We start from the raw sequence: 21,563 nt of genomic DNA, 5'->3' as shown, positions 1-21,563 counted from the left end.
ATCGGGGCGATTTTACAAAACATTTCGGGAGAGAAGCAAATTAATATCGGATTTAAAATGTCAAATCTGATGCATATTTTAATTTGCACTGAATTAATGCATCTAGCATTTCGGAAAATATTTCTTATTCTATTGATTGATTTGGATTGGCAGGAAATATTTGCCCCGCTGTTTGGCCGAGCGCACGTTGAATGGAGCGCCAATCAGTTCTCCAATTCATACGACGTGCTCCGCCCACCCGCAGCGGACTTGCAATATCCCGAGCGCAACCAGTTCACTGATATCTCGCAACGCGGTGTCAGGCAAACACTTCGCAATCGACGCCCACTTGCTGCTGGTCAGTTTGCCTTCGAATCCATTAAGGAGACGATTAAGCAGTTTGGCCTGAGGCTCATCCAGCGGCATGGTGGCCCAACGCTGCCAGAAACGCGTTTTGGCGAGCACGGCGCCGAGGGTATGTTGGGCGCTGTCCACTGCGCGGTGGAGCGCGTCGAGGAACCATGCGAGCCAGGACGTCACGTCGCGCGTACATTTCTGCGTCATTTCGAGGATGTCGTAGTAGTCCTTGCGCTCTCGTTGAATCTGCGCCGACAGGCTGTAGAAGCGTGGGGACTTCCATCCGCGTGTTCGAGCAGCAAGTCGACTAAGGCCCGTGCGATTCGGCCATTGCCGTCGTCAAAGGGATCCAACGTCACAAACCATAGATGGGCGAGCCCTGCCTTAAGGACTGGAGGTTCTCCGGAATCGCTATTGACCCAGTCTAGAAACCGCACTGTCTCAGCGTCGAGTCGTTCCGCGGGCGGCGCCTCGAAGTGGACACGCTGGCGGCCGATAGGACCGGAAACGACCTGCATGGGGCCGTTTGCGTCGTCGCGCCAGGTGCCAACCCGAACTCGTGACATGCCGCTGAAGCCGGTGGGAAACAGGACTGCTTGCCAAGCGAACAGGCGATCGCTTGTCACCGTGGCATCACGGCGCGTGGTGGCGTCGAGCAACATCTCGACCACGCCCTCGACATGCCGGTCGACCGGCGCCAGTGCGCCAATGTCCACGCGCCGAGTCTACGGGCGATGGAGGATCGCAGTGATGCGGCGTTGAGGCGTTCGCCTTCGATCTCGCTGGTTTTGAAGACGTCCTCTGTGAGTGCTGCGAGAGTGGTCTGGTCACGCAGGGCCGGGCTTAAGTCGGCTAGGCGGCCGGAGAGTAGGCATCGGGCGCGGGAAGCGTTGGCCAGCGCCGCGGCTAGGCGCGACAAGTCGTAGCGCCAAGTGAGTCCGTCAGAGGCCTGCCAGATATAGGTTCCATCCTCGCTTCATACCGTGATTGTCAGGAGCAGTCGTCGCGAGGGTAGCTTATTAACCGCAGAAAATGCGGTTAATAAGCTGGCTATTTGCCGCACGCGGCTCGTTCTCATGCGACGTCTGTCATGGCGCGTCCGTCTATATCTAGGAACGAAATCTGTGCACTCTTTTTTTTCATCGAACGTTGGACGCTGTTGCACAATCCATGACAATACGAGAAAATACATCGGATGCCTAACAAGATAATCGGCGATCACAGCGAGTTACTCTTATAGAGCATAACTGAGTGATTGGCCCGTTGGACGCGCCGAGCCAAGCATCAAGGAGAACGAGGAAGGAGATGAAGCGCGGGACGTATGGGCTGCCACCCACACGACCCGCTGATCACAACCAACTCATACTGGGAGTTGATCACGGCTGATGCAAATCATAAAGCAGTTGCGCCCGTTACCCAACGCGTCTTGACCATTTCGTCACAAAGACGCCCGCGGCCGATGAAAATATTCGCGCCGGCCCATATCGAGTTTTATGAAGACTTGCCGCAGGCGCCCTGGATTCGACTTTCGGGGCGGTGGTTGCAGGCGGCCGGATTCGAGATCAGCACAAGAATTCAGGTGGAAGTACAGCGACGTAAGCTTGTCATAACTCCTGCCTGACACGGCGCGTTAGAACAAGCCCGGTGCGCACCGGGCTTGCTAACTTTGGATTGCTCACAACCTCGTTTTTATTCAGTCCCAAAGTAATCCGTATCTACCTTTTTTACGTGGTACGCGATGACGTCGGAAACCCCAATTCCGTAGTCAACCAATAGTTCGGCCAATCTCGAGCCGTCAATCAAAATCACTTTCTGTGGAACTTTACGGACATAGTCCCTCGCGTCTTTGCTAAACGACGACGTGGTGAGAAAGACCCCTTTCGACGCGCTGTGCCCGACCAAACTACCAACGAAATCGCGAACTTCCGGGCTACCCACATTGCTGTGCCATCGCTTTGCCTGCAAGTAGATGATATCGAGGCCCAGTCGATCTTCACTGATAATCCCGTCGATCCCCCCGTCTGAGTTCTTACCGACGGCTCGTCCTGCGTCGCGGCGAGACCCGCCGTAACCCATTGCAATTAGTAGGTCGATGACCAGTTGCTCGAAGAACGCTGGTGGTGCCTTCAATACGTGAGTCAAGAGAGCTTGTTCGAGGTTTTGCCGGATCGTCCGATAGGCTGCCTCAAGCTGTTCTTCGGGTGTCTCTTCTACGACTTCCTCGCTGGGAACCAAAGCCGCCGAAGCACTTTGTTTTCCGTTTCGAAAGGCCCTGTATTCCGGAAATTTCAACAGCAGTTGCATCCCTACGGTCTCTGGCTTCTCGTTCAATAGCGAGATGCCGCGCTTCGTCAGCCGAAACGCTTTAGGCGTCGTGGTCTCAACCAGGAGAGCCTTTGAGAGATGCACCTTTGCCCAGTACAAGCGGTTCATAAACTTCGTTTGCTTGCCGCTCGGAAGCAGTTCTGCCAAGTCCGCGTCGGAAACGGCAAGCGCTACTTTTAGTGCCCCGGCAGCTTCCGCATAGCCATGCTCACATTCATCGTTCAAGAATGTCAACAGGGGCAACATCAACTGTTGGAAAGTTGGCACGGTCATTTGTTATGGCGCAACGTGTGCGTGACATGAAGCGGAGAATATTAGCGAATATTTGACGCAAATGCGGTTCTGTCGTCGAAATGTTTCTCGCACGCTCGTCCGTGGTAGATCAAGCCGATGTCTGTAAATTGCCGCGTTGTGTCTTCCGTTCAGGCCAAGGCTGTCCGGAGTAAATAGATCTGTCCGCTTGATCGCGCGGGCGGTAAAGTCGCGCAGTGCGTGGCCCGAAGTCGGTTTGTCGCCCGCGCAACTGCCCGGCCGCCCCTCATCAACCCGCACCCCCGCGGACATCATGGCGGGCCAGCAGACGCGGACCATAGAACACTGCCAGCCCCTGCGATCCACGTAACGGTGCATAAACACCTGTCGCTTGACCTAGCGTGACCGCGTGCCGTCGGTAAGCGCGCAGCAAACCCGCCTTGACGGATTGCGCTAGCTGGCTGTCACAGGCGGACGCCAGCGATGCGGCAGCAATGCCGAGATGTCGCTGGCCTTGTGGGTCGGCAGCCGCGCGAGGATGTCCTTCATATAGGCGTGCGGGTCGTGGCCGTTGAGTTGGGCCGAGCGTATCAGGCTCATGATGGCGGCGGAACGTTGGCCTGCTCGTAGAGAGCCGGCGAACAACCAGTTGGCCCTTCCGATAGCCCATGGGCGGATCTGGTTTTCGACCCAATTGTTGTCTATGGGCACGTGCCCGTCGTCGAGACAGCGCGTCAGCGCCTCTCAGCGTTTGAGACTGTAGTCCAGCGCTTTCGCAATCGCTGAACCGTCCGAAACCAGCTTACGCTGCGCCACCATCCATTCATAAAGTGCGTCACACAGCGGTTTGGCCCGGCTCTGCCGGAGTTTGCGCCGCTCTTCGGTATCCAGCACTGCAGCGACGCGCTCGATATCGTAAAGCGCAGCGAAGAACGGCATGCCTGTCCAGCGACGTGGCTGCTGTGATTGGCATGCAGGTCGAAGAACTTGCGCCGTGCGTGCGCAGCACATCCGATTTCAGTGATGCCCTGCTGGAATCCGGCCTTGTATCCGCCATAGTCGTCGCACACCAGCTTGCCCTGCCAGTTGGTGAGGAACGTGCGAGCATGCTCGCCTGCGCGGCTGTCTGCGAAGTCGTAGACCACAGCGCGCAGATCACTGAAGTGCGTGGGCGTATACGCCCACAGGTACGCCCGGTGTGTCTTCCCTTTACCTGGACTAAGCATCTGCACCGGTGTCTCATCCGCGTGCAGCACACCCTGCTGCAAGAGTTCCTGATGCAGGGCATCGATCAGTGGCTGCAACTGTGCGCCGCACGTGCCGACCCAGGCACCCAATGTCGATCACGGTATTGCCAGACCCGCCCGCGCAAAGATCTTCTCCTGGCGATACAGGGGAAGGTGGTCCGCATATTTGGCGACCAGCACCGAGGCCAGCAGTCCTGCGGTCGGGATACCCTTGTCGATAACGTGCGCGGGCACCGGCGCCTGAATCAGCGTTTCGCAGTTCTTGCACACCCATGCGCACTCGCTCGCAGCCACACTGGCACACGGTGCTGTCCTGCTCGTGGTGGATCTCTGTGCGCGGCAGCTGTGCCGGCAGCGATGCGCGCTTCGGCTGCTGGCGTGACGGGGCGGCGGGGGTCTCCGGCTGAAGCTGCTCGAGCTCCAGTTCGATGGCGGCCAGATGGCGTCGACGGCTTCGTCCAGCAGGTTTATCTGCTCGCTGCTGAGCTGTTCGCTGCGCCGGCCAAACTGCCGGCGCCTGAGGATGGCGACCTCGTGGCTTAGCTGCTCGATACGGGTCTGCCGGTAATGCAACTCGCGTTCGTTCTCCTCGACCTCCCGCGTCTTCTCCTCAATCTCCCGGTCTCTCTCCTGCACCTGGGCAATCGGCTGCGCGGGCGAGCGTGCGCAACTGTTCCGGGCTGAGGGCGTTGAGGTTGGCGGGCAGGTTCATGCAAACCAGTCTGCCAGAACCCCTGGCACCATGGAAGCGCAACAGTTAACGTCCCTGTTGGCCTCATACGCCTACAACTACCCTCAAACATCAATATTCCCCGCCCTCAACGCGTTAGACTCAATGAAAGCCCTACGCGGCTCCACATCATCCCCCATGAGCGTAGTAAAAATCCCATCAGCCGCAATAGCATCCTCAATCTGCACTCGGAGGAGCCGTCGAACAGCCGGATCCATCGTAGTCTCCCAAAGCTGCCCAGGATTCATCTCACCGAGACCCTTATAGCGTTGCTTGGAAACATTCCGCTCAGCATCAGCAATCAACCACTTCATAGCACTCTTGAAGTCATTAACGGCCATACTCCGCTCACCACGCTTGATCACAGCGCCCGGGCCAATCAACCCCTTAAACGTCAGCGCCGTAGTCACAAGCTGCTGATAGTCCGCGGTCAACTGAAACTCTTCATCCAGAACGGAAATCTTCTGATTCCCGTGATGCGTCCGCGACACCTTCAATGACCGGAGCTCCCGCACCTGGTCATACATAGTCGTAACCCGAACTTCAGGCTTCAGCGCATCATCCCTGAGCTTGGCCTCGAACGCCTTAGCCGAAGCCTCCGCGGCCTCTTCCGAAGAAAGATCGAGCACAACGCCATCCATCACAGCCTCAAGCGCCCCAGCGTCATACAACCGGCTCAACCGATCGACAACACCCTGCGCGAGCAGATACGAACGAGCGAGCTCACCCAAAGCATCCCCAGCGATCGGCGTAGCACCCTCAGCCGTCACAAGCTCCGACCCATTGAGCGCGAGCTTCAGCATATGAGCATTCAGCTCAGCCGCATCCTTCAGATACCGCTCATCCTTCCCCGCCTTGATCTTATAAAGCGGCGGCTGCGCGATATAAATAAACCCACGCTCGATCATGTCCGGCATCTGCCGATAGAAGAACGTCAGCAAGAGCGTCCGAATGTGCGCACCGTCCACGTCAGCATCGGTCATGATGATGATCCGGTGATAACGCAGCTTCTCAAGGTTGTAGTCTTCCTTGCCGATCCCACAGCCGAGAGCAGTAATCAAAGTAACAATCTGCTCCGACGAAAGCAGCTTGTCATAGCGGGCTTTCTCAACGTTCAGCACCTTCCCACGCAGCGGCAAGATCGCCTGAAATTTCCGATCCCGGCCCTGCTTGGCCGATCCACCTGCCGAGTCGCCCTCGACGATATAAATCTCAGACTTCGCCGGATCCTTCTCCTGGCAATCCGCCAACTTCCCGGGCAGACCAACGCCATCCAGCACGCCCTTGCGCCGTGTCATCTCCCGCGCCTTGCGTGCAGCATCCCGCGCGCGCGCCGCATCCACAATCTTGCTGCAGATGATCTTCGCGTCGTTCGGCGTCTCCTGCAGAAAATCTTCCAGCGCCTTGGCGACCACATCCTCCACCGGCGCCCGCACTTCAGAAGAAACCAGCTTGTCCTTGGTCTGCGCGGAGAACTTCGGCTCCGGCACCTTCACGGACAACACGCACGACAACCCTTCGCGCATGTCATCGCCCGAAGTCTCAACCTTCGCCTTCTTCGCGACTTCGTGATCGTTGATGTACTTGTTCAACACGCGCGTCATCGCCGCGCGCAAGCCGGTCAAGTGCGTCCCGCCATCGCGCTGCGGAATGTTGTTCGTGAAGCACAGCACGTTCTCGTTATAGCTATCGTTCCACTGCATAGCCACTTCCACGCCCACGCCATCCTTCTCGCCGCTGATGTGGAAAATATTCGGATGCAGCACCGCCTTGTTCTTGTTGATGTACTCAACAAAACCCTTCACGCCGCCCACGAACGCGAAATCTTCTTCCTTGCCGGTACGCTGATCCGTCAGGCGAATCCGCACACCGTTATTCAGGAACGACAGTTCGCGAATCCGTTTGGCCAGAATGTCGTAGTGATATTCGATGCTGCCGAAGATCGTCTCGTCGGCGAGAAAGTGCACTTCGGTGCCGCGGTTTTCGGTGTCGCCGGTGACCAGAATCGGCGAGACGGCCACGCCATTGATCTCTTCAATGATGCGGTTCTGCGGCACGCCACGGTGGAACTCCATGAAGTGCTTCTTGCCGTCGCGGCGAATGGTGAGACGCAGCCACGCCGACAACGCGTTCACGCACGACACGCCCACGCCGTGCAGGCCACCGGACACCTTATAGCTGTTCTGGTCGAACTTGCCGCCGGCGTGCAGCTCGGTCATCACGATTTCAGCGGCGCTGCGCTTCGGATCGTGCTTGTCGTCCATCTTCAGACCGGTGGGCACGCCACGGCCGTTGTCGGTGACGGAGATCGAGTTGTCCGCGTGGATGATCACCTGAATATCGTTGCAGTGCCCGGCCAACGCTTCGTCGATGGCGTTGTCCAGCACTTCGAAGACGAGGTGGTGCAAACCGGTGCCATCTGAAGTATCCCCGATGTACATACCCGGTCGCTTGCGGACCGCCTCCAGACCCTCGAGGATCTGAATCGAAGAGGCGCCGTAGCTGTTATCGGGTTGCGAATTGTTCGTGTCAGTCATGGATTTTTTCCGGTTCTGCGTTACTGCCTGGTTGCTGCTCGGGACTTTTCAAAACACCATAAAAACGCCAAAGGGGCACTGCGCCCCTTGGTGTTCTTCTCGATGTTGGACGCGTTAGATGCGCATCGGCATCACGACGTACTTGAATTCGTCGTTCTCGGGAATCGTGATCAATGCGCTGGAGCTGGCATCACCCAGGCTCACTTGCAACAAGTCGACCTTCAGGTTTGCCAGCACGTCGAGCAGATACGTGACGTTAAACCCGATATCGACGCTGTCGCCGGTGTACGCAATTTCCAGTTCTTCTTGCGCTTCTTCCTGGTCCGCGTTGGTGGACATGATCTTCAACTGGCCCGGCTCGATGATGCAGCGCACGCCCTTGAATTTGTCCGAGGTCAGAATCGCCGCACGTTGCAGCGAACGCTGCAGTTCTTCGCGGCCAATCAGGAACTGGTTCTTGTGCGACTTCGGAATCACGCGCTGGAAGTCCGGAAATTTCCCTTCCACCAGCTTCGACACCAGTTCGACCTGACCGAAGGTGAACTTCACCTGGCTCGCTGCAATGTCGATCTTCAGCGTGTCGTCGATGTCTTCCAGCAAGCGCTGCAATTCAAGAATCGTCTTGCGCGGGATGATCACTTCCTGGCGCGCAAACGAGCCTTCGATCTTCATGGACGAGAACGCCAAGCGGTGTCCGTCCGTTGCCACTGCCATCAACTGGTCGCCGTCCACCACCAGCAGCATGCCGTTCAGGTAGTAGCGAATGTCCTGTTGGGCCATCGAGAAATGGACCATGCCGAGCAGTTGGCGGAACGTCTTCTGCGGAACCACCAGGTTCGCACCGAAGTCTTTAGCCTGAGCGACGGTCGGGAATTCGTCCGCGGCCAGCGTCTGCAACGCAAAGCGGCTCTTGCCGGATTGCACGGTGAGGCGCTTGTCGTTCAGCGTCAGCGTGACCTGGCCGTCGGGCATGGCACGCAGGATGTCGAGCAGCTTACGCGCCGCTACCGTTGTCGCAACCGAATCGCCGCCCACGCCGAAGTCGCCGTGCGTGGTGATCTGAAGCTCGAGGTCGGTGGACAGGAACGACACGTCGGGGCCGTTCTTGGTAATCAGCAAATTGGCGAGGATCGGCAACGTATGGCGGCGTTCGACGATGCCGCTCACGGTTTGCAGCGGCCTAAGGAGGTTATCGCGTTCGGTCTTGACCAGTTGCATAGGTTTCCTTCGTTGATGTGACGGCCTGCGCGCCTCGCTCGGCAATCCTGCACGCGGCCCCGGCCCCCGCCGGCGCTACGCTGCGCCAGTCACGGCGTACATCCGCCCCAAGCCGCCGGGCGGTTAAACCTGTATTGTGCCTGAAAACAGAACCGCTCCCCTAAAATGGGGGCGAGTTCCGAAATAAACAGGTCGATTTTTCCTGCTTTTTGCTCAAATTTTAGGCAGCGCTTTCGCGACCCGGATTTCGCACGAATCATTAGCCCGAAATCGGGCCTCCGCGACGCGCAAGAACTACCCTTCTCTCACCCCTTCAACGTCTGCTCGAGCACGTGCAGTTCGTGGTTCAACTGCGCATCCGTGCCACGCTCGGCGGCAATCTTGCGCACCGCGTGCAAAACCGTCGTGTGGTCGCGCCCGCCAAACAGTTCGCCGATTTCCGGCAAGCTCTTCTGCGTCAGTTCCTTCGCCAGATACATCGCAATCTGGCGCGGCCGCGCAATGTTCGCCGGCCGCTTCTTCGAATACATGTCGGCGACCTTGATGCTGTAAAAGTCCGCCACCGTCTTCTGGATGTTTTCCACCGAAATCTGCCGGTTCTGCACCGTCAGCAGATCTTTCAGCGCTTCTTTCGTCAGTTCAATCGAGATTTCACGCCCGTGGAACTTCGAGTACGCGAGGATCTTGCGCAGCGCGCCTTCCAGTTCGCGCACGTTCGAGCGCAGGTGCTTGGCGACGAAGAACGCCACGTCCTCATTGAGGCTCACGCCTTCGGACTGCGCTTTGCGCATCAGGATCGCTACGCGCATTTCCAGCTCGGGTGGCTCGATCGCCACCGTCAGGCCGGAATCGAACCGCGAGATCAAGCGGTCGTCGATGCCCGAAATTTCCTTCGGATACGTATCGCTCGTGATGATTACCTGCGCCTTGTTCGCCACCAGCGCTTCGAATGCGTAGAAGAACTCTTCCTGGGTGCGTGACTTGCCGGAGAAGAACTGAATGTCGTCGATCAGCAGCAAGTCGAGCGAGTGGTAGTAGCGCTTGAAATCGTCGAACGCCTTGCGCTGGTAAGCCTTCACCACGTCAGACACATATTGTTCCGCGTGGATATAGCGGATCCGCGCGCCGGCCTTGTCCATCAGCAACTGGTTGCCGATTGCATGGATCAGGTGAGTCTTGCCGAGGCCCACGCCGCCATATAGAAACAGGGGGTTGTACGAGATGCCGGGGTTGTCCGCCACCTGGATCGCGGCGGCACGCGCCAGCTGGTTGGCCTTACCGGTCACGAAATTGTCGAAGGTCAGCACGGGGTTGAGCTTCGAACGCTCGTACATGGAGTCGCTCTCCGCGCTGCCTTGCTGCGCGGCGCTCTGACCCGGCCGCCATGTGCGGCGCGCCGCGGCAGCTTCGTTCGCGTCGAGGCTGGGTAGATCGAGATCGCCGCCGTCGTCACTATTGTTCTGATGCGCGCCGTTGCCGGCGTTTGCACCCTGCCCGCCACCATTGGCGCCATTAGCACGTGCGCCATGCGCGGCCTGAACCGCGCCGACGGCTGCATCCACGGCAGCCGTGCCGGCGTTCCCGGCAAACTGCGACGGCCGCGACTGGGCCGGCGCGCCAGCCGTGCTGCGCATGCCTGCTTTGGGATCGAGGACGAATTGAACGTCGACCGGCGCGTGCCAAAAGTCACGCGCCATATCGGAAATGCGGCCGGAAAACTGGCTCTTGACCCAGTCAAGCTTGAAGCGGTTGGGGGCTGCGATGCTCAGCGTGTTGGCTGCCGCATCGAAGGCAACCGGGGCCAACGGTTTGATCCACGTCACGTACTGCTGGGGCGTTAACTCACGCTCTAGCAGTGCGGAACAGTGTTGCCAGAATTCGTTCATCGAGTTGCTGTCGTTATGTTTACACGGCGCCCCGCCCGCCCCCTTGTTGCAGATACACAACAAGGCCCTGAGCGGCCAGGCGGAACGGCTCCAGGCGCTTGTGCCACAAGGGTTTGCGGGGCAAGCGAGCCGGAGCGGCGTGCAGGATTTTTGGGAAGTAGGACGAGATTCTACCGCCAAAACATCCAGGAAAGGGAGTTATCCACAGGGACGGATCAAACGTTTGCCGTCGGCCCAGCCTGTGGAATACGACGCTAAACTATTGACGACCAAAAGAAAACCGGTTTAAATAGCGGGTTCCGCGAAAACCAATTTTTGAACCACCGGCCATTGCACTTTCCGCGATGCTCGCGCGGTTATTTCTCTGCCAAGTGAGAGCAACATGAAACGTACTTACCAACCTTCCGTTACCCGTCGCAAGCGTACCCACGGCTTCCGCGTTCGCATGAAGACCGCTGGTGGCCGCAAGGTCATCAACGCACGCCGCGCAAAGGGCCGCAAGCGCCTCGCCATCTAAGGCTGGCGAGCGGATTGCGCGCTCCGTCTGTGCAACGCGATGCCCGCGGTAGCGCGGGAACGGCAGGAGCGCCGCAGCAGGATTCGGTTCCGTTGCGAGCGCAAGCCGCCTTCCCCAAAGCCGCAAGGCTGCTAAAAACGGATGAATTCTCATCCGTTTTTCGTTTGCGCCCGTGGCGCCGCACCGAACACTTCGTCGTGTACGCCCGGCCCACAGGCAATGACGCGCGCCTTGGTCTCGTCATCGGCAAGAAGTATGCTCCGCGCGCGGTCACACGGAATCTGGTGCGACGCCTCGCGCGTGAAGCCTTCCGGTTGCGTCGCGCAGACTTTGGCGGTTGGGATGTGCTGCTGCGTTTGCATACGCGTTTCGACAAGAAGGCAATGCCTGCCGCTTCGTCGCTGCCGTTGAAGACGCTGTGCCGTAACGAAATAGAGGTGCTGCTCGACAAGGCAGCACGCGAAATTGCCCGTCGTGAGGCGCCGCCCGCGGATGCGCCCGCCACGCAATGACGCTTATGGAGATGCTCGTGCGGCCGATGGACTGGTCGCTCATGGGGCCAGTCCATCGGCCCGGTCGCCTGGGCATCACCCGGTATTCCTTCTTGGGCGGCGCCGCTCGGCCGCACTAGTCATGCAAACGGTACTTTTCGCTTTATTGCGTTTCTACAAGGTTGCCGTGAGCCCCCTGCTCGGCAACCGGTGCCGCTTTTACCCTTCCTGCTCTGATTACGCGCGCGAAGCAATCCAGTATCATGGCGCCGCGCGCGGGACTTATCTCGCCGCCAGGCGCATTTGCCGCTGTCACCCGTTTTCGGCGGGCGGCATCGATCTTGTCCCGCCTCCCACTTCTGAAAAGCGCTGACGCGCCGTTCCATCGACACTGAGACAACGCATGGATATCAAACGCACCGTCCTATGGGTCATATTTTTCATGTCAGCGGTCATGCTGTTCGACAACTGGCAGCGCGACCACGGACGCCCGTCGATGTTCTTCCCGAACGCCACGCCGACGCAAACCGCGGCCAGCGCAGCACCGGGCACAACGACGCCGGGAACCCAGCCTGCCGATTTGCCGCAGACCGACACCTCCGCTCCGGGCGCCGCGCCCGCTGCCCAGGCCCAACTGATCCCGTTCACGACTGACGTCTATAGCGGCGAGATCGACACGCGCGGCGGTACGCTGTCGAAGCTGTCGCTGATCAACAAGGGCAGTGGCAACCAGCCGGACCTCGTCATCACCCTGTTCGACCACACCGCAGATCACACGTATCTGGCGCGCACGGGTCTGCTGGGCGGCGATTTCCCGAACCACACGGACATCTATACGCCGGCGCCCAACCAGCCGCACGATCTGACGGGCGACGCCAAGTCGTTCTCGCTTAGCTTCGAATCGCCGGTCAAGGGCGGCGTGAAGGTCGTGAAGACGTACACGTTCACGCGCGGCAGCTACGTGATCGGCGTCGATACGAAGATCGTCAACGTAGGCACGACGCCGGTGACGCCGACCGTCTATATGGAACTGGTGCGCGATAGTCAGCCGGTGGAAACGCCGCGCTTCTCGCACACGTTTATTGGGCCGGCTGTGTACACGGATCAGCACCACTTCCAGAAGATGACGTTCAGCGACATCGACAAGAACAAGGAAGACTATGCGAACCAGGCCGATAACGGCTGGATCGCCATGGTGCAGCATTACTTCGCGACGGCATGGATTCCGCAGCAAGGCGTCAAGCGCGACATCTACGTCAACAAGATCGATCCGTCGCTGTACCGGGTGGGCATCAAGGAAGCGGTGCCGACCATCGCGCCGGGCCAGTCAGCTGACGTCTCCGCCAGGCTGTTCGCCGGTCCGGAAGAAGAGCGCATGCTAGAAGGCATCGCCCCGGGTCTGGAGCTCGTGAAGGACTATGGCTGGGTGACGATCATCGCCAAGCCGCTGTTCTGGCTGCTGGAAAAGATCCACAGCTACGTCGGCAACTGGGGCTGGTCGATCGTGCTGCTGACGCTGCTGATCAAGGCCGTGTTCTTCCCGCTGTCGGCCGCCAGCTACAAGTCGATGGCGCGCATGAAGGCGATCACGCCGCGTATGCAGGCCCTGCGTGAACGCTTCAAGGGCGATCCGCAAAAGATGAACTCGGCGCTGATGGAGCTGTACAAGACCGAGAAGGTCAATCCGTTCGGCGGCTGTCTGCCGGTCGTGATCCAGATCCCGGTGTTCATCTCGCTGTACTGGGTGCTGCTGTCGTCGGTGGAAATGCGCGGCGCGCCGTGGATTCTGTGGATTCACGATCTGTCGCAGCAAGACCCGTTCTTCATCCTGCCGGTGCTGATGGCCGTCTCGATGTTCCTGCAGACGCGTCTGAACCCGACGCCGCCGGATCCGGTTCAAGCCAAGATGATGATGTTCATGCCGATCGCGTTCTCGGTCATGTTCTTCTTCTTCCCGGCTGGTCTGGTGCTGTACTACGTGGTCAACAACGTGCTGTCGATCGCCCAGCAGTACTACATCACGCGGATGATGGGCAAGCCGAAGGCCAAGGCGGCGTAAGCGCCGTCTGAATTGCCGGAGCGAACCCAGAGCGGGTTCGCTTTTCTGCTCAAGTCAGTTGAGAAAAAGCCGCCCGGTTTGCGCCGGGCGGCTTTTTTCATTGGATTCGCACACGGCCGGCGCGTCGGAGTCACTCTTTGCCGGTGTCGTAAAGCCGCTCGACAAACTCCTCGAGGAAATGGCGGTCTTTCGGATCCAGCGCTTCGATCTTCGAGGCGAGCTCGATCGCCTCCGGAGTAAGGGGATATTTCTCCCCGGGCGCCAGTGGCTTCGACTTCGCGCCCACCGGCGGTGGAGGCCCATAGTGCAGCCAATGCTCACCAACGCCTAGCCAATCGGCTAAGGTCTGCAGCTTGTCCGGCGTAGGAATGGTTCGGCCCGTCAGCCACTTATGCGCGGTCTGCGGCGACACAGGCGCCTCGCCGCGATGCAGCAGATTGAATTGCCTGGCGAGTTGAGTCCCACCCTTGATGTTCTTCCGGGCAATCTGATCTTGCAGTCTTTTGGCGAACGCTGATTTTTCTTTGGAGGTCGGCATGAGCCAAATTGTGCAATCCGGCGCGCCAACAGTGGACAACCATTTAGGCTACAATTTAGCGCATTTACGCTATTTTTAGCTCAAGATAAGCGCCAGATAACGCCTTGCGCAATTTACTCAGTTTGCGCTTTTTTCCTTCTGCCGTGGCCGTTTGGCGAATCCAATCCACGCAGATAGTCTTATTTATCCGAAGACTGATCTTATCGTAAATGAGATAAATCCGTATTTGTCTAATAAAAGGCGCCTAATACACCGGAATACCTCGTTGTCGCCCTCGGCGGAAGCCCCGCGAACCGCTCGCGTTACAATGCCTCGCGCCCTTCGTAGGGCCGTTCGTTCTTCCAGTTTCCTCTGCTGCCGCGCCCAATCCCATGCTCGCCACCGATTCCGATCCCATTGTTGCCATTGCTACTGCGCCCGGTCGTGGCGGAATCGGCGTGGTCCGGATTTCGTTCGGGCGTGCCGGCGCGGCTGCGGCCGAGCCGCTCATGCAAGCGCTCACAGGACAAATCCTCGCGCCGCGTCACGCGAGCTATGTGCCCTTCCTCGACGCTCACGGCGACGCGCTTGACCGCGGCATCGCGCTCTACTTTCCGGCGCCGAATTCGTACACCGGCGAGCACGTACTCGAGCTGCAGGGCCACGGCGGGCCGATCGTGCTGCAACTGGTACTGCAACGATGCATCGACGCCGGCCGCGCGGTCAGGCTGCGGCTAGCGGAACCGGGCGAATTCACCCGCCGCGCCTTCCTCAACGACAAGCTGGATCTGGCCCAGGCCGAGGCTGTCGCCGATCTGATCGAGGCAAGCACCGAGGCGGCCGCGCGCTCGGCGGGCCGCTCGCTGGAAGGCGCGTTTTCGCGTGACATCCACGCTATGGTCGAAGACGTCATCACGCTGCGGATGCTGGTCGAGGCGACGCTCGATTTTCCGGAAGAGGAAATTGACTTTCTGGAGGCCGCGGATGCACGCGGCAAGCTCGCGCGGATCCGCGAGCAACTCGCCCACGTGCTGAATGAAGCGCGTCAGGGTGCACTACTGCGTGAGGGGCTCTCGGTGGTGCTGGCGGGTCAGCCAAACGTCGGCAAGTCGTCGCTACTCAATGCGCTTGCCGGCGCCGAACTGGCCATCGTCACGCCAATCGCCGGCACGACTCGCGACAAGGTCGCGCAAACCATCCAGATTGAAGGGATCCCGCTACATGTGATCGACACCGCCGGATTGCGCGAAACCGAGGATGAGGTGGAGAAGATCGGCATCGAGCGCACGTGGAACGAGATTGAGCGCGCGGACGTGGTGCTGCATCTGCTCGATGCACGCACCGGTATGAACGCCGAGGACAATACGATTGCCGCCCGTTTTCCGGTGGGTGTGCCGGTGCTGCGGGTGATGAACAAGACCGATCTGACGGACATCGCTCCGGCTGTGCGTACGTTGGATGAGGCGGAAGGCGTCGATCTGCGCGAGGTGCGACTGTCCGCGAAACAGGGTGACGGCATCGCGTTACTGCGTGCCGAGTTGCTGCGGATCGCCGGCTGGCAGGCCGGCGCGGAGAGCGTATACCTCGCACGCGAGCGGCATCTGATCGCCCTGCGCGCAGCGCAGGAACACTTGGCAACGGCTGCGCAGCATGCTGACCAGAACGCGCAGGCACTCGACCTGTTCGCCGAGGAATTGCGGCTTGCTCAGGAACAGCTGAATTCCATCACCGGTGAGTTCACCTCCGATGACCTTTTGGGCGTGATTTTTAGCCGGTTTTGTATTGGGAAATAGATGGCGGGCGTGCGTCAGCCACATATTTTCATTTCAGGCCTGTATCTTCGACCTGAAATAGCAAGCAATCGCTATACTCCGAGGCATGATCAAACAGCGCTTTTTGGTACACAGAGTGTCTTTTCCGCATTTCTCGATGCACTGTGTACCAAAGAAAACGATCCAGGCATGCCCAAAATCGTCCCTCCCCTCAGCGAAACGCAGATCCGCGCGATGGAGCCCCGCGCAACCCGCTACTCCGTCGCTGACGGCAATGGCCTCGTGCTCGAGGTCATGCCGACCGGCAACAAGGTCTGGCGCTTTCGCTATACGCTCGACGGCAAACGGCAGCCGCTGACCACCATTGGCGACTATCGGCGAATTTCGCTTCGAGTCGCGCGCGAACGGGCGCGCAAATACGCCGAGATGGTCGCGGCCGGCGTATCGCCGGCGGCAACCGCCCGCCGCGACCGCGGCGCCGAGAAACGCGTCGACCTTCTACGCGACGCGGCCGAGCTGTATATGTCGGCGGCCATGGCGAGCAAGTCCGACGAATATCAGCGCACCACACGACGCGCGCTCGATAAAGACGTGCTGCGGGCAATCGGCAGCAAGCCGATCGGCGCAGTGACCTCTGAGGACGTCCTCGCGATTTGCGAACGGATCAAGTTGCGCGGGTCGCCCAAAATGGCCCTGCATACGCGCAACGTGATCAGGCGGCTCTACGAATTCCTGATTGCCCGGCAACTCGCCACCCACAATCCTGCGACAACTGTTCCCGCGCGCTTCATCGCCACACCGGACAGCCGAACGCGCGTGCTCACCGCCGAGGAACTCGGCACGACATTGCGCGCGATCGATGCTTCGCGCGTCCGTCGGCCACTGAAGCTCGCTTTGCACCTTCTCGTACTGACGATGGTCCGCAAGTCCGAACTGATTGAAGCGACCTGGGCCGAGTTCGATCTGAAAGCGTCCCTGTGGAAAATTCCCGCCGCCCGAATGAAAAATGCCCGCGCACATGAAGTGTATTTGCCGCGCCAGGCGGTGGCGATGCTGCGCGAACTACGCGAAACGAAAAGCAGCCGAACCTTCGTGTTCCCCACCGTCAGAGGTGACGATCGCCCCATCGCAAAAAGTACCCTCAATCAGGCGGTGAAAGCGCTCGGACTCGATGTTGAGCATTTCGTTTTGCACGATTTCCGGCGTACCGCGGAAGCCCATTTGCTCGCGATGGATCAACCCGCAGATGTCATCGCGAGAGCGCTCGCACGCGCTTCAAAAGAGGCTGCGAACGAGCCGACGCGCGCGGACGACGCGGCCAACCAGCGCAACGTATTGCAACGATGGGCGGATTTCGTAGAAGCGCAGATCGCAGACGAGCCACAGAGTGAGAGCAATCGATCCCGGGCCGCCTCTTAGGCATTGGCCACCTTACGCTGCGCCAGGAGTGAGCGGTTCACTCGGGCTACGCTGCGGCCCAGGTTGGTACACAGTACATGCCATATATCCGTCAAACTCAATTCAGATAAGCATTTTTGTCGAATTCACTAGGTTATATTTTAGGTAAAAAAATACTCCGACAACCAACGCCCGACGGTTAGCGAACCCTTCCCGCAAGGAAGACCCCCCTCAACTCCGCAACACGCGAACCCAATGACGCCAGAATGACACCTCTCCGCTTTCATCGGACATTTCGCAGTGCACACCTTCGCGCAAACGTTAGCGGTCCAGATCAATTCGTCTGACGCCATCCTGGCGGGCATGTGCGAGTGATCGACCGCGGATGCAGTCCGAATCCGACAAATCTCAGACCTCTGCGGCGCTTCGGCCACATCCTCTTTTGCAATGGCTTAGAGTCCCTACCGTGCGTGATCCCCCGCGCATGTAGTACCGTTTTTTGGCCGCCGATTTGGCGGCCTTTTTGTTGGTGCCCCAGGAACGCCTAAACTGCAAGCAAGGTTACGTGCTTGAGGGAGGCATCCATGACCGAGTCAATGCTGGCCATTTCGATGGCGACCATTCTCATCGTGTTCGGCACCGCGATACGCGCGACTCACATCAACCGGGATCGGCTCATCAGGTGGTTTGAGAAGCACAATATCCGCTGATGCGTGATGACGCTCACGGTCATCGCTCCCCATCGCGCATCAGTGCCGCGAGCGCGTGAAGTCGTGCAGACGATGCCCGTGCATGCTGCGGATCAGACGCTGTCGAAGGTGTTCACGCCGGTAGTGCGCGACGACGAATAACGATGCGATCAACAGCACCGAGAAACCCAGCGCGACGCCCATCATGGTCTCGTCCATGGCCACCTCGTATCGGTATGCCCCCGATACTTATCTTAGGTCGCGGCTGACGCTTTTAACAGGCGAGCGTCCAATTACCAGGACATTGATCCGGACCCACTGACCGCGCCAATCGGCACCGTTGAATCCAGGCGTTTAAAGCAACGCTTTCGCTCGCGAATCGCCTAAAATACAGCCATTCTCTGTAGTTGCGGTCACGACCTCGACGGAGGGTCCTATGACTGAATCGGTGATGGCTTATTTGCTCGGACCACTGGTCATGGCAGTGGTGGGCATAGCATTGTGGGTTTCTTCGCATCACCGTCGCGACGGCGGCGATCGTGGAGAGCGCCGGCAACGCTGGCTGGACACGCATCACGTGGACTGGATGCGTCATCGGCATTGACGCCGTGCGTAATCTGGCAGCAAACGGGCCCGTTACGTGAAACTACGCGTTGAGCCTCAAGCGGGCTTATTCGCGGCTGAGTACCCGCAACACGTCGCGGGCGAAGTCTTCGCCTGCCCGCTCCCAGTCGGGAGAACCAACCACAAAATCGACCGGATTTCTTTTGCCCTGAGCCTTACGAATTGCCGCGATGCTCAGCGCGAGTGCCCGCGCCTCGAGATACTGCGGATGCCCAGGCCCGAATGGGATGGATTGTTCGTCGTTCATAGCCAGGATGTCGGCCTGTTCCGCGCAAACTTTAGTACGCGTGACGCGAATTTCTGATATTCCCCGTAGATTGGTCCTACTAATGCGGCGTTGCCCTCGCCCGCGCTCCCCCTGACGCACGCTCACGCTTGCGCCCGGCTACGACTCGAATCATGATGCGGCAGTGAAAAAGACCCCTGCACGCCACTTCGAGGAACGCCATGAAGTACGACGAGACAAACCCCTTCGCAAGGATTTTGCGCGGCGAGCTACCGTGCATCAAGGTTGCCGAGAGTGACGCCACGCTGGCCTTCATGGACCTGATGCCGCAGGCAGATGGCCATGTGCTGGTGGTGCCGAAAGAAGGTGCGTCCGAGATATTCGAGCTCTCCGATGCGGCGACCGTTGAATGCATACGCATGACGCGGCGGATCGCCATAGCGGTTAGAAAGGCGCTCAAGCCAGACGGCGTGTTTATCGGGCAATTCAACGGTGCGGCAGCCGGCCAGACCGTCGCGCATGTGCATTTTCACGTCATCCCACGTTGGGAAGGTGTGCCATTACGCCTGCACGCTCGTGAGGTAGCGCCGCAAGCCACGCTGGAGGGGTTCGCGCAGCGTATCCGTGCCCAGTTCGTCAGTAGGAGCAACTGAGGCCCATACGCGCGGCTATAGAAAGCGCTGCGGCCGTCGGCGAGCCATAGGAGGCCTACGCGGACTGCAGCGCTTAGCGAGGACCGCTGCCGACGTTCACGAAGAACTCAGAACGGCATCAATTGCGATGCAACAAACTGCGCAACGGATGGTGCCAGTCGATATGCCGCGGGTGGTCCCTCTGCGCGCGCTGGCGATGCTCCTGCCACAGTTCATCGGAGAACAGGAACGCGACTATCAGCAGCGGCACGATCAGAAACGCGCCTAGTACCAGGTGCTCCATCACAGCTCTCCTTTCGCCCATCCGTAGTTGCATTGTAGGCGCACTTCTCGTGCCCAGCGTGCGCCGGCGCACTCACGGACACCTGTCCGCCGGTTGCGACAACCGGACGCCCTGCTCCTGCAAAACCCGCGCCACGCCTTGTCCCGCGAACGTCAGGCTGCAATTGTTCACACGGCACTTCAAGAACTCCCACGACGCACACGGGACTAACCCTGGCTCGCTGGAATTCGCTGGCCGTACAGGTATCGCAGTTGTTTTCTTCCCGTCACGGTCAATCCGGCGCAATCTAAAACCAATAACTCTCAAGGGGGAATCTCATGACAATCGAACGCGATGCCAGGCTCACGTTAAGACCGCTCGAGCGTCACGATCTGCGCTTCGTCCATGAAGTGAACAACAATGCCAAGATCATGCGTTACTGGTTCGAAGAACCCTATGAAACGTTCTCGGAGCTTTCGCAGCTCTATGACCAGCACGTGCACGATCAGCGCGAACGGCGTTTCGTCGCCATCGATAACGACGGTGAAACGGTCGGCCTCGCGGAATTGATCGAACTCGACTACATCCACCGGCGCGGCGAATTCCAGATCATCATTGCCCCGCAGGCACAGGGCCGTGGCCATGCAACGGTTGCGACCCGGCTTGCCATTGACTACGCGTTTTCAGTGCTGAATCTGCGCAAGATCTATCTGATCGTCGACAAGTCGAACGCCGCCGCAATTCACGTGTACGAGAAATGCGGCTTCCGGCACGAAGCCGAATTGATCGAGGAGTTTTTCGGCAACGGGAAATACCACAATGCGTTGCGCATGTGCATGTTCCAGCACGAGTTCTTCGCTGCGAATCCGCGCCGTGACTGACCGCGATGGTCACGCACCCGTGGTTGAGCGAAGTGGCTAACGTGATGCAACTGAACGCGGTTCGCTTGCCGCGTCCAGCGATCTCGCGCCGCCGCGCCAAATCGTTACCGAGCCATCACGCGCTCGCTTTCTTCCATGTGGCGGCGAAAATTCCCGCCCCGATCAACAGGCTTCCCCCAACGCGGTTTACGACGCGCTGCACGCGCGTGCTGCGGATCGCCCGTCGGGCGACCGAGGCAAGCATTGCATAGCAAAGCGCGTTGAACGTACCGAGCAGCACGAACGTCGCTTCAAAAGCGATGATCTGAGAGGTCGCCGCCGCATGGGGATCGATGAACTGCGGCACGAATGCGACAAAGAAAATGATGCTCTTGGGATTGAGCGCCGTCACCGCAAAGGCATGCGCGAAAATGCGGCTGGAGCGGGTCTCGACGATATTCGCGGCGTCTGTCACATCAGACGCCTCCATATCGCGCGTCGGGGAGCGCCACAACTTGATGCCAAGGTAGATCAGATAAGCCGCGCCAACCCATTTCAGCGCCGTAAACAGGGCCGCGGACGCAGCGAGAATCACGCCGAGGCCCAGCATGGATGCGGTCATCGACGTCAGGTCGCCGAGCGCGACGCCAGCGGTTGTCACGAGCGCAAAACGGCGGCCATGTCCCAGCGCATACGAAACAACGAGCAGTACCGTCGGGCCTGGGATCGCGACGAGGATTGCCGAAGCAATCGCAAAGGGCAGCCAGTGGGCAAGCGTCATAGGAGGATCTCCGAAAGTTGTCGGCTGATTTATCCATGAACTTTCGGCGAGTGCAAGCGACTTTTCGCCAGACAATCTTCATCACACCCGACATCGCCACGACAGACCTGGCACTCTTTTTGTCCTGCAATTAAACCGATACTTGTCTCATTTTCAATTATCTGGTGAATGACTTTGTGTGCG

General features: G+C 59.1%; 20 protein-coding genes and 2 pseudogenes. 11 read left to right on the top strand and 11 right to left on the bottom strand.

The window, feature by feature from the left end; all coding sequences use genetic code 11:
• Positions 1-203 precede the first annotated feature (203 nt).
• Positions 204-1,294 (bottom strand): annotated as a pseudogene (locus tag BUS06_RS03490) (Fic family protein).
• A 363-nt stretch (positions 1,295-1,657) separates the two neighbouring features.
• Here BUS06_RS03490 and BUS06_RS38645 point away from each other — a divergent pair.
• Entirely contained in the window at positions 1,658-1,957 is a 300-nt protein-coding gene (locus tag BUS06_RS38645) for a SymE family type I addiction module toxin (protein ID WP_074263002.1), read from the top strand.
• A gap of 68 nt (positions 1,958-2,025) precedes the next feature.
• Here BUS06_RS38645 and BUS06_RS03480 read toward each other — a convergent pair whose 3' ends face one another.
• From BUS06_RS03480 to dnaA, 5 genes and pseudogenes are all read right to left on the bottom strand, one after another.
• A complete protein-coding gene (locus tag BUS06_RS03480) occupies positions 2,026-2,934 on the bottom strand; it encodes a restriction endonuclease (protein WP_074263001.1) in 909 nt (302 codons plus the stop codon).
• Between the two features lie 432 nt (positions 2,935-3,366).
• Positions 3,367-4,872: pseudogene (gene tnpC, locus BUS06_RS03475) on the bottom strand (IS66 family transposase).
• Between the two features lie 83 nt (positions 4,873-4,955).
• Entirely contained in the window at positions 4,956-7,427 is a 2,472-nt protein-coding gene (gene gyrB, locus BUS06_RS03470; RefSeq protein ID WP_074263000.1) for a DNA topoisomerase (ATP-hydrolyzing) subunit B, read from the bottom strand.
• A gap of 114 nt (positions 7,428-7,541) precedes the next feature.
• Positions 7,542-8,645: a DNA polymerase III subunit beta gene (gene dnaN / locus BUS06_RS03465; protein ID WP_074262999.1), complete on the bottom strand. Its 1,104-nt coding sequence runs from the start codon at positions 8,643-8,645 to the stop codon at positions 7,542-7,544.
• Positions 8,646-8,950: 305 nt separating this feature from the next.
• On the bottom strand, positions 8,951-10,531 hold the full coding sequence (gene dnaA / locus BUS06_RS03460) for a chromosomal replication initiator protein DnaA (RefSeq protein WP_217272795.1): 1,581 nt from the start codon (positions 10,529-10,531) through the stop codon (positions 8,951-8,953).
• Between the two features lie 382 nt (positions 10,532-10,913).
• Here dnaA and rpmH point away from each other — a divergent pair, with 382 nt between their 5' ends.
• The 4 genes from rpmH to yidC all read left to right on the top strand — a co-directional run bounded on the left by rpmH (position 10,914) and on the right by yidC (position 13,598).
• Positions 10,914-11,048, top strand: coding sequence for a 50S ribosomal protein L34 (rpmH, locus tag BUS06_RS03455; RefSeq protein ID WP_004198824.1), 135 nt, complete (start codon positions 10,914-10,916; stop codon positions 11,046-11,048).
• Positions 11,049-11,062: 14 nt separating this feature from the next.
• Positions 11,063-11,560: a ribonuclease P protein component gene (gene rnpA / locus BUS06_RS03450; protein WP_074262997.1), complete on the top strand. Its 498-nt coding sequence runs from the start codon at positions 11,063-11,065 to the stop codon at positions 11,558-11,560.
• Between the two features lie 121 nt (positions 11,561-11,681).
• Entirely contained in the window at positions 11,682-11,912 is a 231-nt protein-coding gene (yidD, locus tag BUS06_RS03445; protein WP_074262996.1) for a membrane protein insertion efficiency factor YidD, read from the top strand.
• A 30-nt stretch (positions 11,913-11,942) separates the two neighbouring features.
• Positions 11,943-13,598, top strand: a complete 1,656-nt coding sequence (yidC, locus tag BUS06_RS03440) for a membrane protein insertase YidC (protein WP_074262995.1) — start codon at positions 11,943-11,945, stop codon at positions 13,596-13,598.
• A 130-nt stretch (positions 13,599-13,728) separates the two neighbouring features.
• On the opposite strand, the gene BUS06_RS03435 is transcribed toward yidC, so the two are convergent.
• On the bottom strand, positions 13,729-14,136 hold the full coding sequence (locus tag BUS06_RS03435; RefSeq protein ID WP_074262994.1) for a transcriptional regulator: 408 nt from the start codon (positions 14,134-14,136) through the stop codon (positions 13,729-13,731).
• A 371-nt stretch (positions 14,137-14,507) separates the two neighbouring features.
• Between BUS06_RS03435 and mnmE the strand changes: the two genes are divergently transcribed.
• From mnmE to BUS06_RS38520, 3 genes are all read left to right on the top strand, one after another.
• Positions 14,508-15,908, top strand: coding sequence for a tRNA uridine-5-carboxymethylaminomethyl(34) synthesis GTPase MnmE (gene mnmE, locus BUS06_RS03430; RefSeq protein WP_074262993.1), 1,401 nt, complete (start codon positions 14,508-14,510; stop codon positions 15,906-15,908).
• Between the two features lie 168 nt (positions 15,909-16,076).
• On the top strand, positions 16,077-17,306 hold the full coding sequence (locus BUS06_RS03425; RefSeq protein ID WP_074262992.1) for a tyrosine-type recombinase/integrase: 1,230 nt from the start codon (positions 16,077-16,079) through the stop codon (positions 17,304-17,306).
• Between the two features lie 563 nt (positions 17,307-17,869).
• A complete protein-coding gene (locus tag BUS06_RS38520) occupies positions 17,870-17,995 on the top strand; it encodes a hypothetical protein (protein WP_302050848.1) in 126 nt (41 codons plus the stop codon).
• Positions 17,996-18,034: 39 nt separating this feature from the next.
• Here the strand turns inward: BUS06_RS38520 and BUS06_RS37740 are convergent, their stop codons facing one another.
• The gene (locus BUS06_RS37740) at positions 18,035-18,193 is read right to left on the bottom strand and encodes a hypothetical protein (protein WP_167379365.1); all 159 of its coding nucleotides are present in this window, start codon (positions 18,191-18,193) and stop codon (positions 18,035-18,037) included.
• Between the two features lie 217 nt (positions 18,194-18,410).
• Between BUS06_RS37740 and BUS06_RS37735 the strand changes: the two genes are divergently transcribed.
• On the top strand, positions 18,411-18,578 hold the full coding sequence (locus BUS06_RS37735; protein WP_167379364.1) for a hypothetical protein: 168 nt from the start codon (positions 18,411-18,413) through the stop codon (positions 18,576-18,578).
• Between the two features lie 66 nt (positions 18,579-18,644).
• Here BUS06_RS37735 and BUS06_RS03420 read toward each other — a convergent pair whose 3' ends face one another.
• Positions 18,645-18,845: a hypothetical protein gene (locus BUS06_RS03420; protein WP_074262991.1), complete on the bottom strand. Its 201-nt coding sequence runs from the start codon at positions 18,843-18,845 to the stop codon at positions 18,645-18,647.
• A 200-nt stretch (positions 18,846-19,045) separates the two neighbouring features.
• On the opposite strand from BUS06_RS03420, the gene BUS06_RS03415 reads away from it, so the two are divergent.
• The gene (locus BUS06_RS03415) at positions 19,046-19,477 is read left to right on the top strand and encodes an HIT family protein (protein ID WP_074262990.1); all 432 of its coding nucleotides are present in this window, start codon (positions 19,046-19,048) and stop codon (positions 19,475-19,477) included.
• Between the two features lie 118 nt (positions 19,478-19,595).
• Here BUS06_RS03415 and BUS06_RS37730 read toward each other — a convergent pair whose 3' ends face one another.
• Complete coding sequence (locus tag BUS06_RS37730; RefSeq protein WP_167379356.1) at positions 19,596-19,760, bottom strand: hypothetical protein; 165 nt, start codon at positions 19,758-19,760, stop codon at positions 19,596-19,598.
• A 317-nt stretch (positions 19,761-20,077) separates the two neighbouring features.
• Between BUS06_RS37730 and speG the strand changes: the two genes are divergently transcribed.
• On the top strand, positions 20,078-20,620 hold the full coding sequence (speG, locus tag BUS06_RS03410; protein ID WP_074262989.1) for a spermidine N1-acetyltransferase: 543 nt from the start codon (positions 20,078-20,080) through the stop codon (positions 20,618-20,620).
• Between the two features lie 115 nt (positions 20,621-20,735).
• On the opposite strand, the gene BUS06_RS03405 is transcribed toward speG, so the two are convergent.
• On the bottom strand, positions 20,736-21,380 hold the full coding sequence (locus BUS06_RS03405; RefSeq protein ID WP_074262988.1) for a LysE family translocator: 645 nt from the start codon (positions 21,378-21,380) through the stop codon (positions 20,736-20,738).
• Between the last annotated feature and the right edge of the window lie 183 nt (positions 21,381-21,563).

It is taken from the genome of Paraburkholderia phenazinium (genome assembly GCF_900141745.1).
Lineage (GTDB): Bacteria > Pseudomonadota > Gammaproteobacteria > Burkholderiales > Burkholderiaceae > Paraburkholderia > Paraburkholderia phenazinium_B.
Note: the sequence above shows the minus strand (reverse complement) of the source record. Positions and strands in the feature narration are given on the sequence as shown.

Bases quoted from the DNA above. Each gene is read 5' to 3' on its own strand.
- BUS06_RS38645 (WP_074263002.1), top strand. From the start codon at position 1,658: ATGGGCTGCCACCCACACGACCCGCTGATCACAACCAACTCATACTGG.
- BUS06_RS03480 (WP_074263001.1), bottom strand. From the start codon at position 2,934: ATGACCGTGCCAACTTTCCAACAGTTGATGTTGCCCCTGTTGACATTC.
- gyrB (WP_074263000.1), bottom strand. From the start codon at position 7,427: ATGACTGACACGAACAATTCGCAACCCGATAACAGCTACGGCGCCTCT.
- dnaN (WP_074262999.1), bottom strand. From the start codon at position 8,645: ATGCAACTGGTCAAGACCGAACGCGATAACCTCCTTAGGCCGCTGCAA.
- dnaA (WP_217272795.1), bottom strand. From the start codon at position 10,531: ATGAACGAATTCTGGCAACACTGTTCCGCACTGCTAGAGCGTGAGTTA.
- rpmH (WP_004198824.1), top strand. From the start codon at position 10,914: ATGAAACGTACTTACCAACCTTCCGTTACCCGTCGCAAGCGTACCCAC.
- yidD (WP_074262996.1), top strand. From the start codon at position 11,682: ATGCAAACGGTACTTTTCGCTTTATTGCGTTTCTACAAGGTTGCCGTG.
- yidC (WP_074262995.1), top strand. From the start codon at position 11,943: ATGGATATCAAACGCACCGTCCTATGGGTCATATTTTTCATGTCAGCG.
- BUS06_RS03435 (WP_074262994.1), bottom strand. From the start codon at position 14,136: ATGCCGACCTCCAAAGAAAAATCAGCGTTCGCCAAAAGACTGCAAGAT.
- mnmE (WP_074262993.1), top strand. From the start codon at position 14,508: ATGCTCGCCACCGATTCCGATCCCATTGTTGCCATTGCTACTGCGCCC.
- BUS06_RS03425 (WP_074262992.1), top strand. From the start codon at position 16,077: ATGCCCAAAATCGTCCCTCCCCTCAGCGAAACGCAGATCCGCGCGATG.
- BUS06_RS38520 (WP_302050848.1), top strand. From the start codon at position 17,870: ATGACCGAGTCAATGCTGGCCATTTCGATGGCGACCATTCTCATCGTG.
- BUS06_RS37740 (WP_167379365.1), bottom strand. From the start codon at position 18,193: ATGGACGAGACCATGATGGGCGTCGCGCTGGGTTTCTCGGTGCTGTTG.
- BUS06_RS37735 (WP_167379364.1), top strand. From the start codon at position 18,411: ATGACTGAATCGGTGATGGCTTATTTGCTCGGACCACTGGTCATGGCA.
- BUS06_RS03420 (WP_074262991.1), bottom strand. From the start codon at position 18,845: ATGAACGACGAACAATCCATCCCATTCGGGCCTGGGCATCCGCAGTAT.
- BUS06_RS03415 (WP_074262990.1), top strand. From the start codon at position 19,046: ATGAAGTACGACGAGACAAACCCCTTCGCAAGGATTTTGCGCGGCGAG.
- BUS06_RS37730 (WP_167379356.1), bottom strand. From the start codon at position 19,760: ATGGAGCACCTGGTACTAGGCGCGTTTCTGATCGTGCCGCTGCTGATA.
- speG (WP_074262989.1), top strand. From the start codon at position 20,078: ATGACAATCGAACGCGATGCCAGGCTCACGTTAAGACCGCTCGAGCGT.
- BUS06_RS03405 (WP_074262988.1), bottom strand. From the start codon at position 21,380: ATGACGCTTGCCCACTGGCTGCCCTTTGCGATTGCTTCGGCAATCCTC.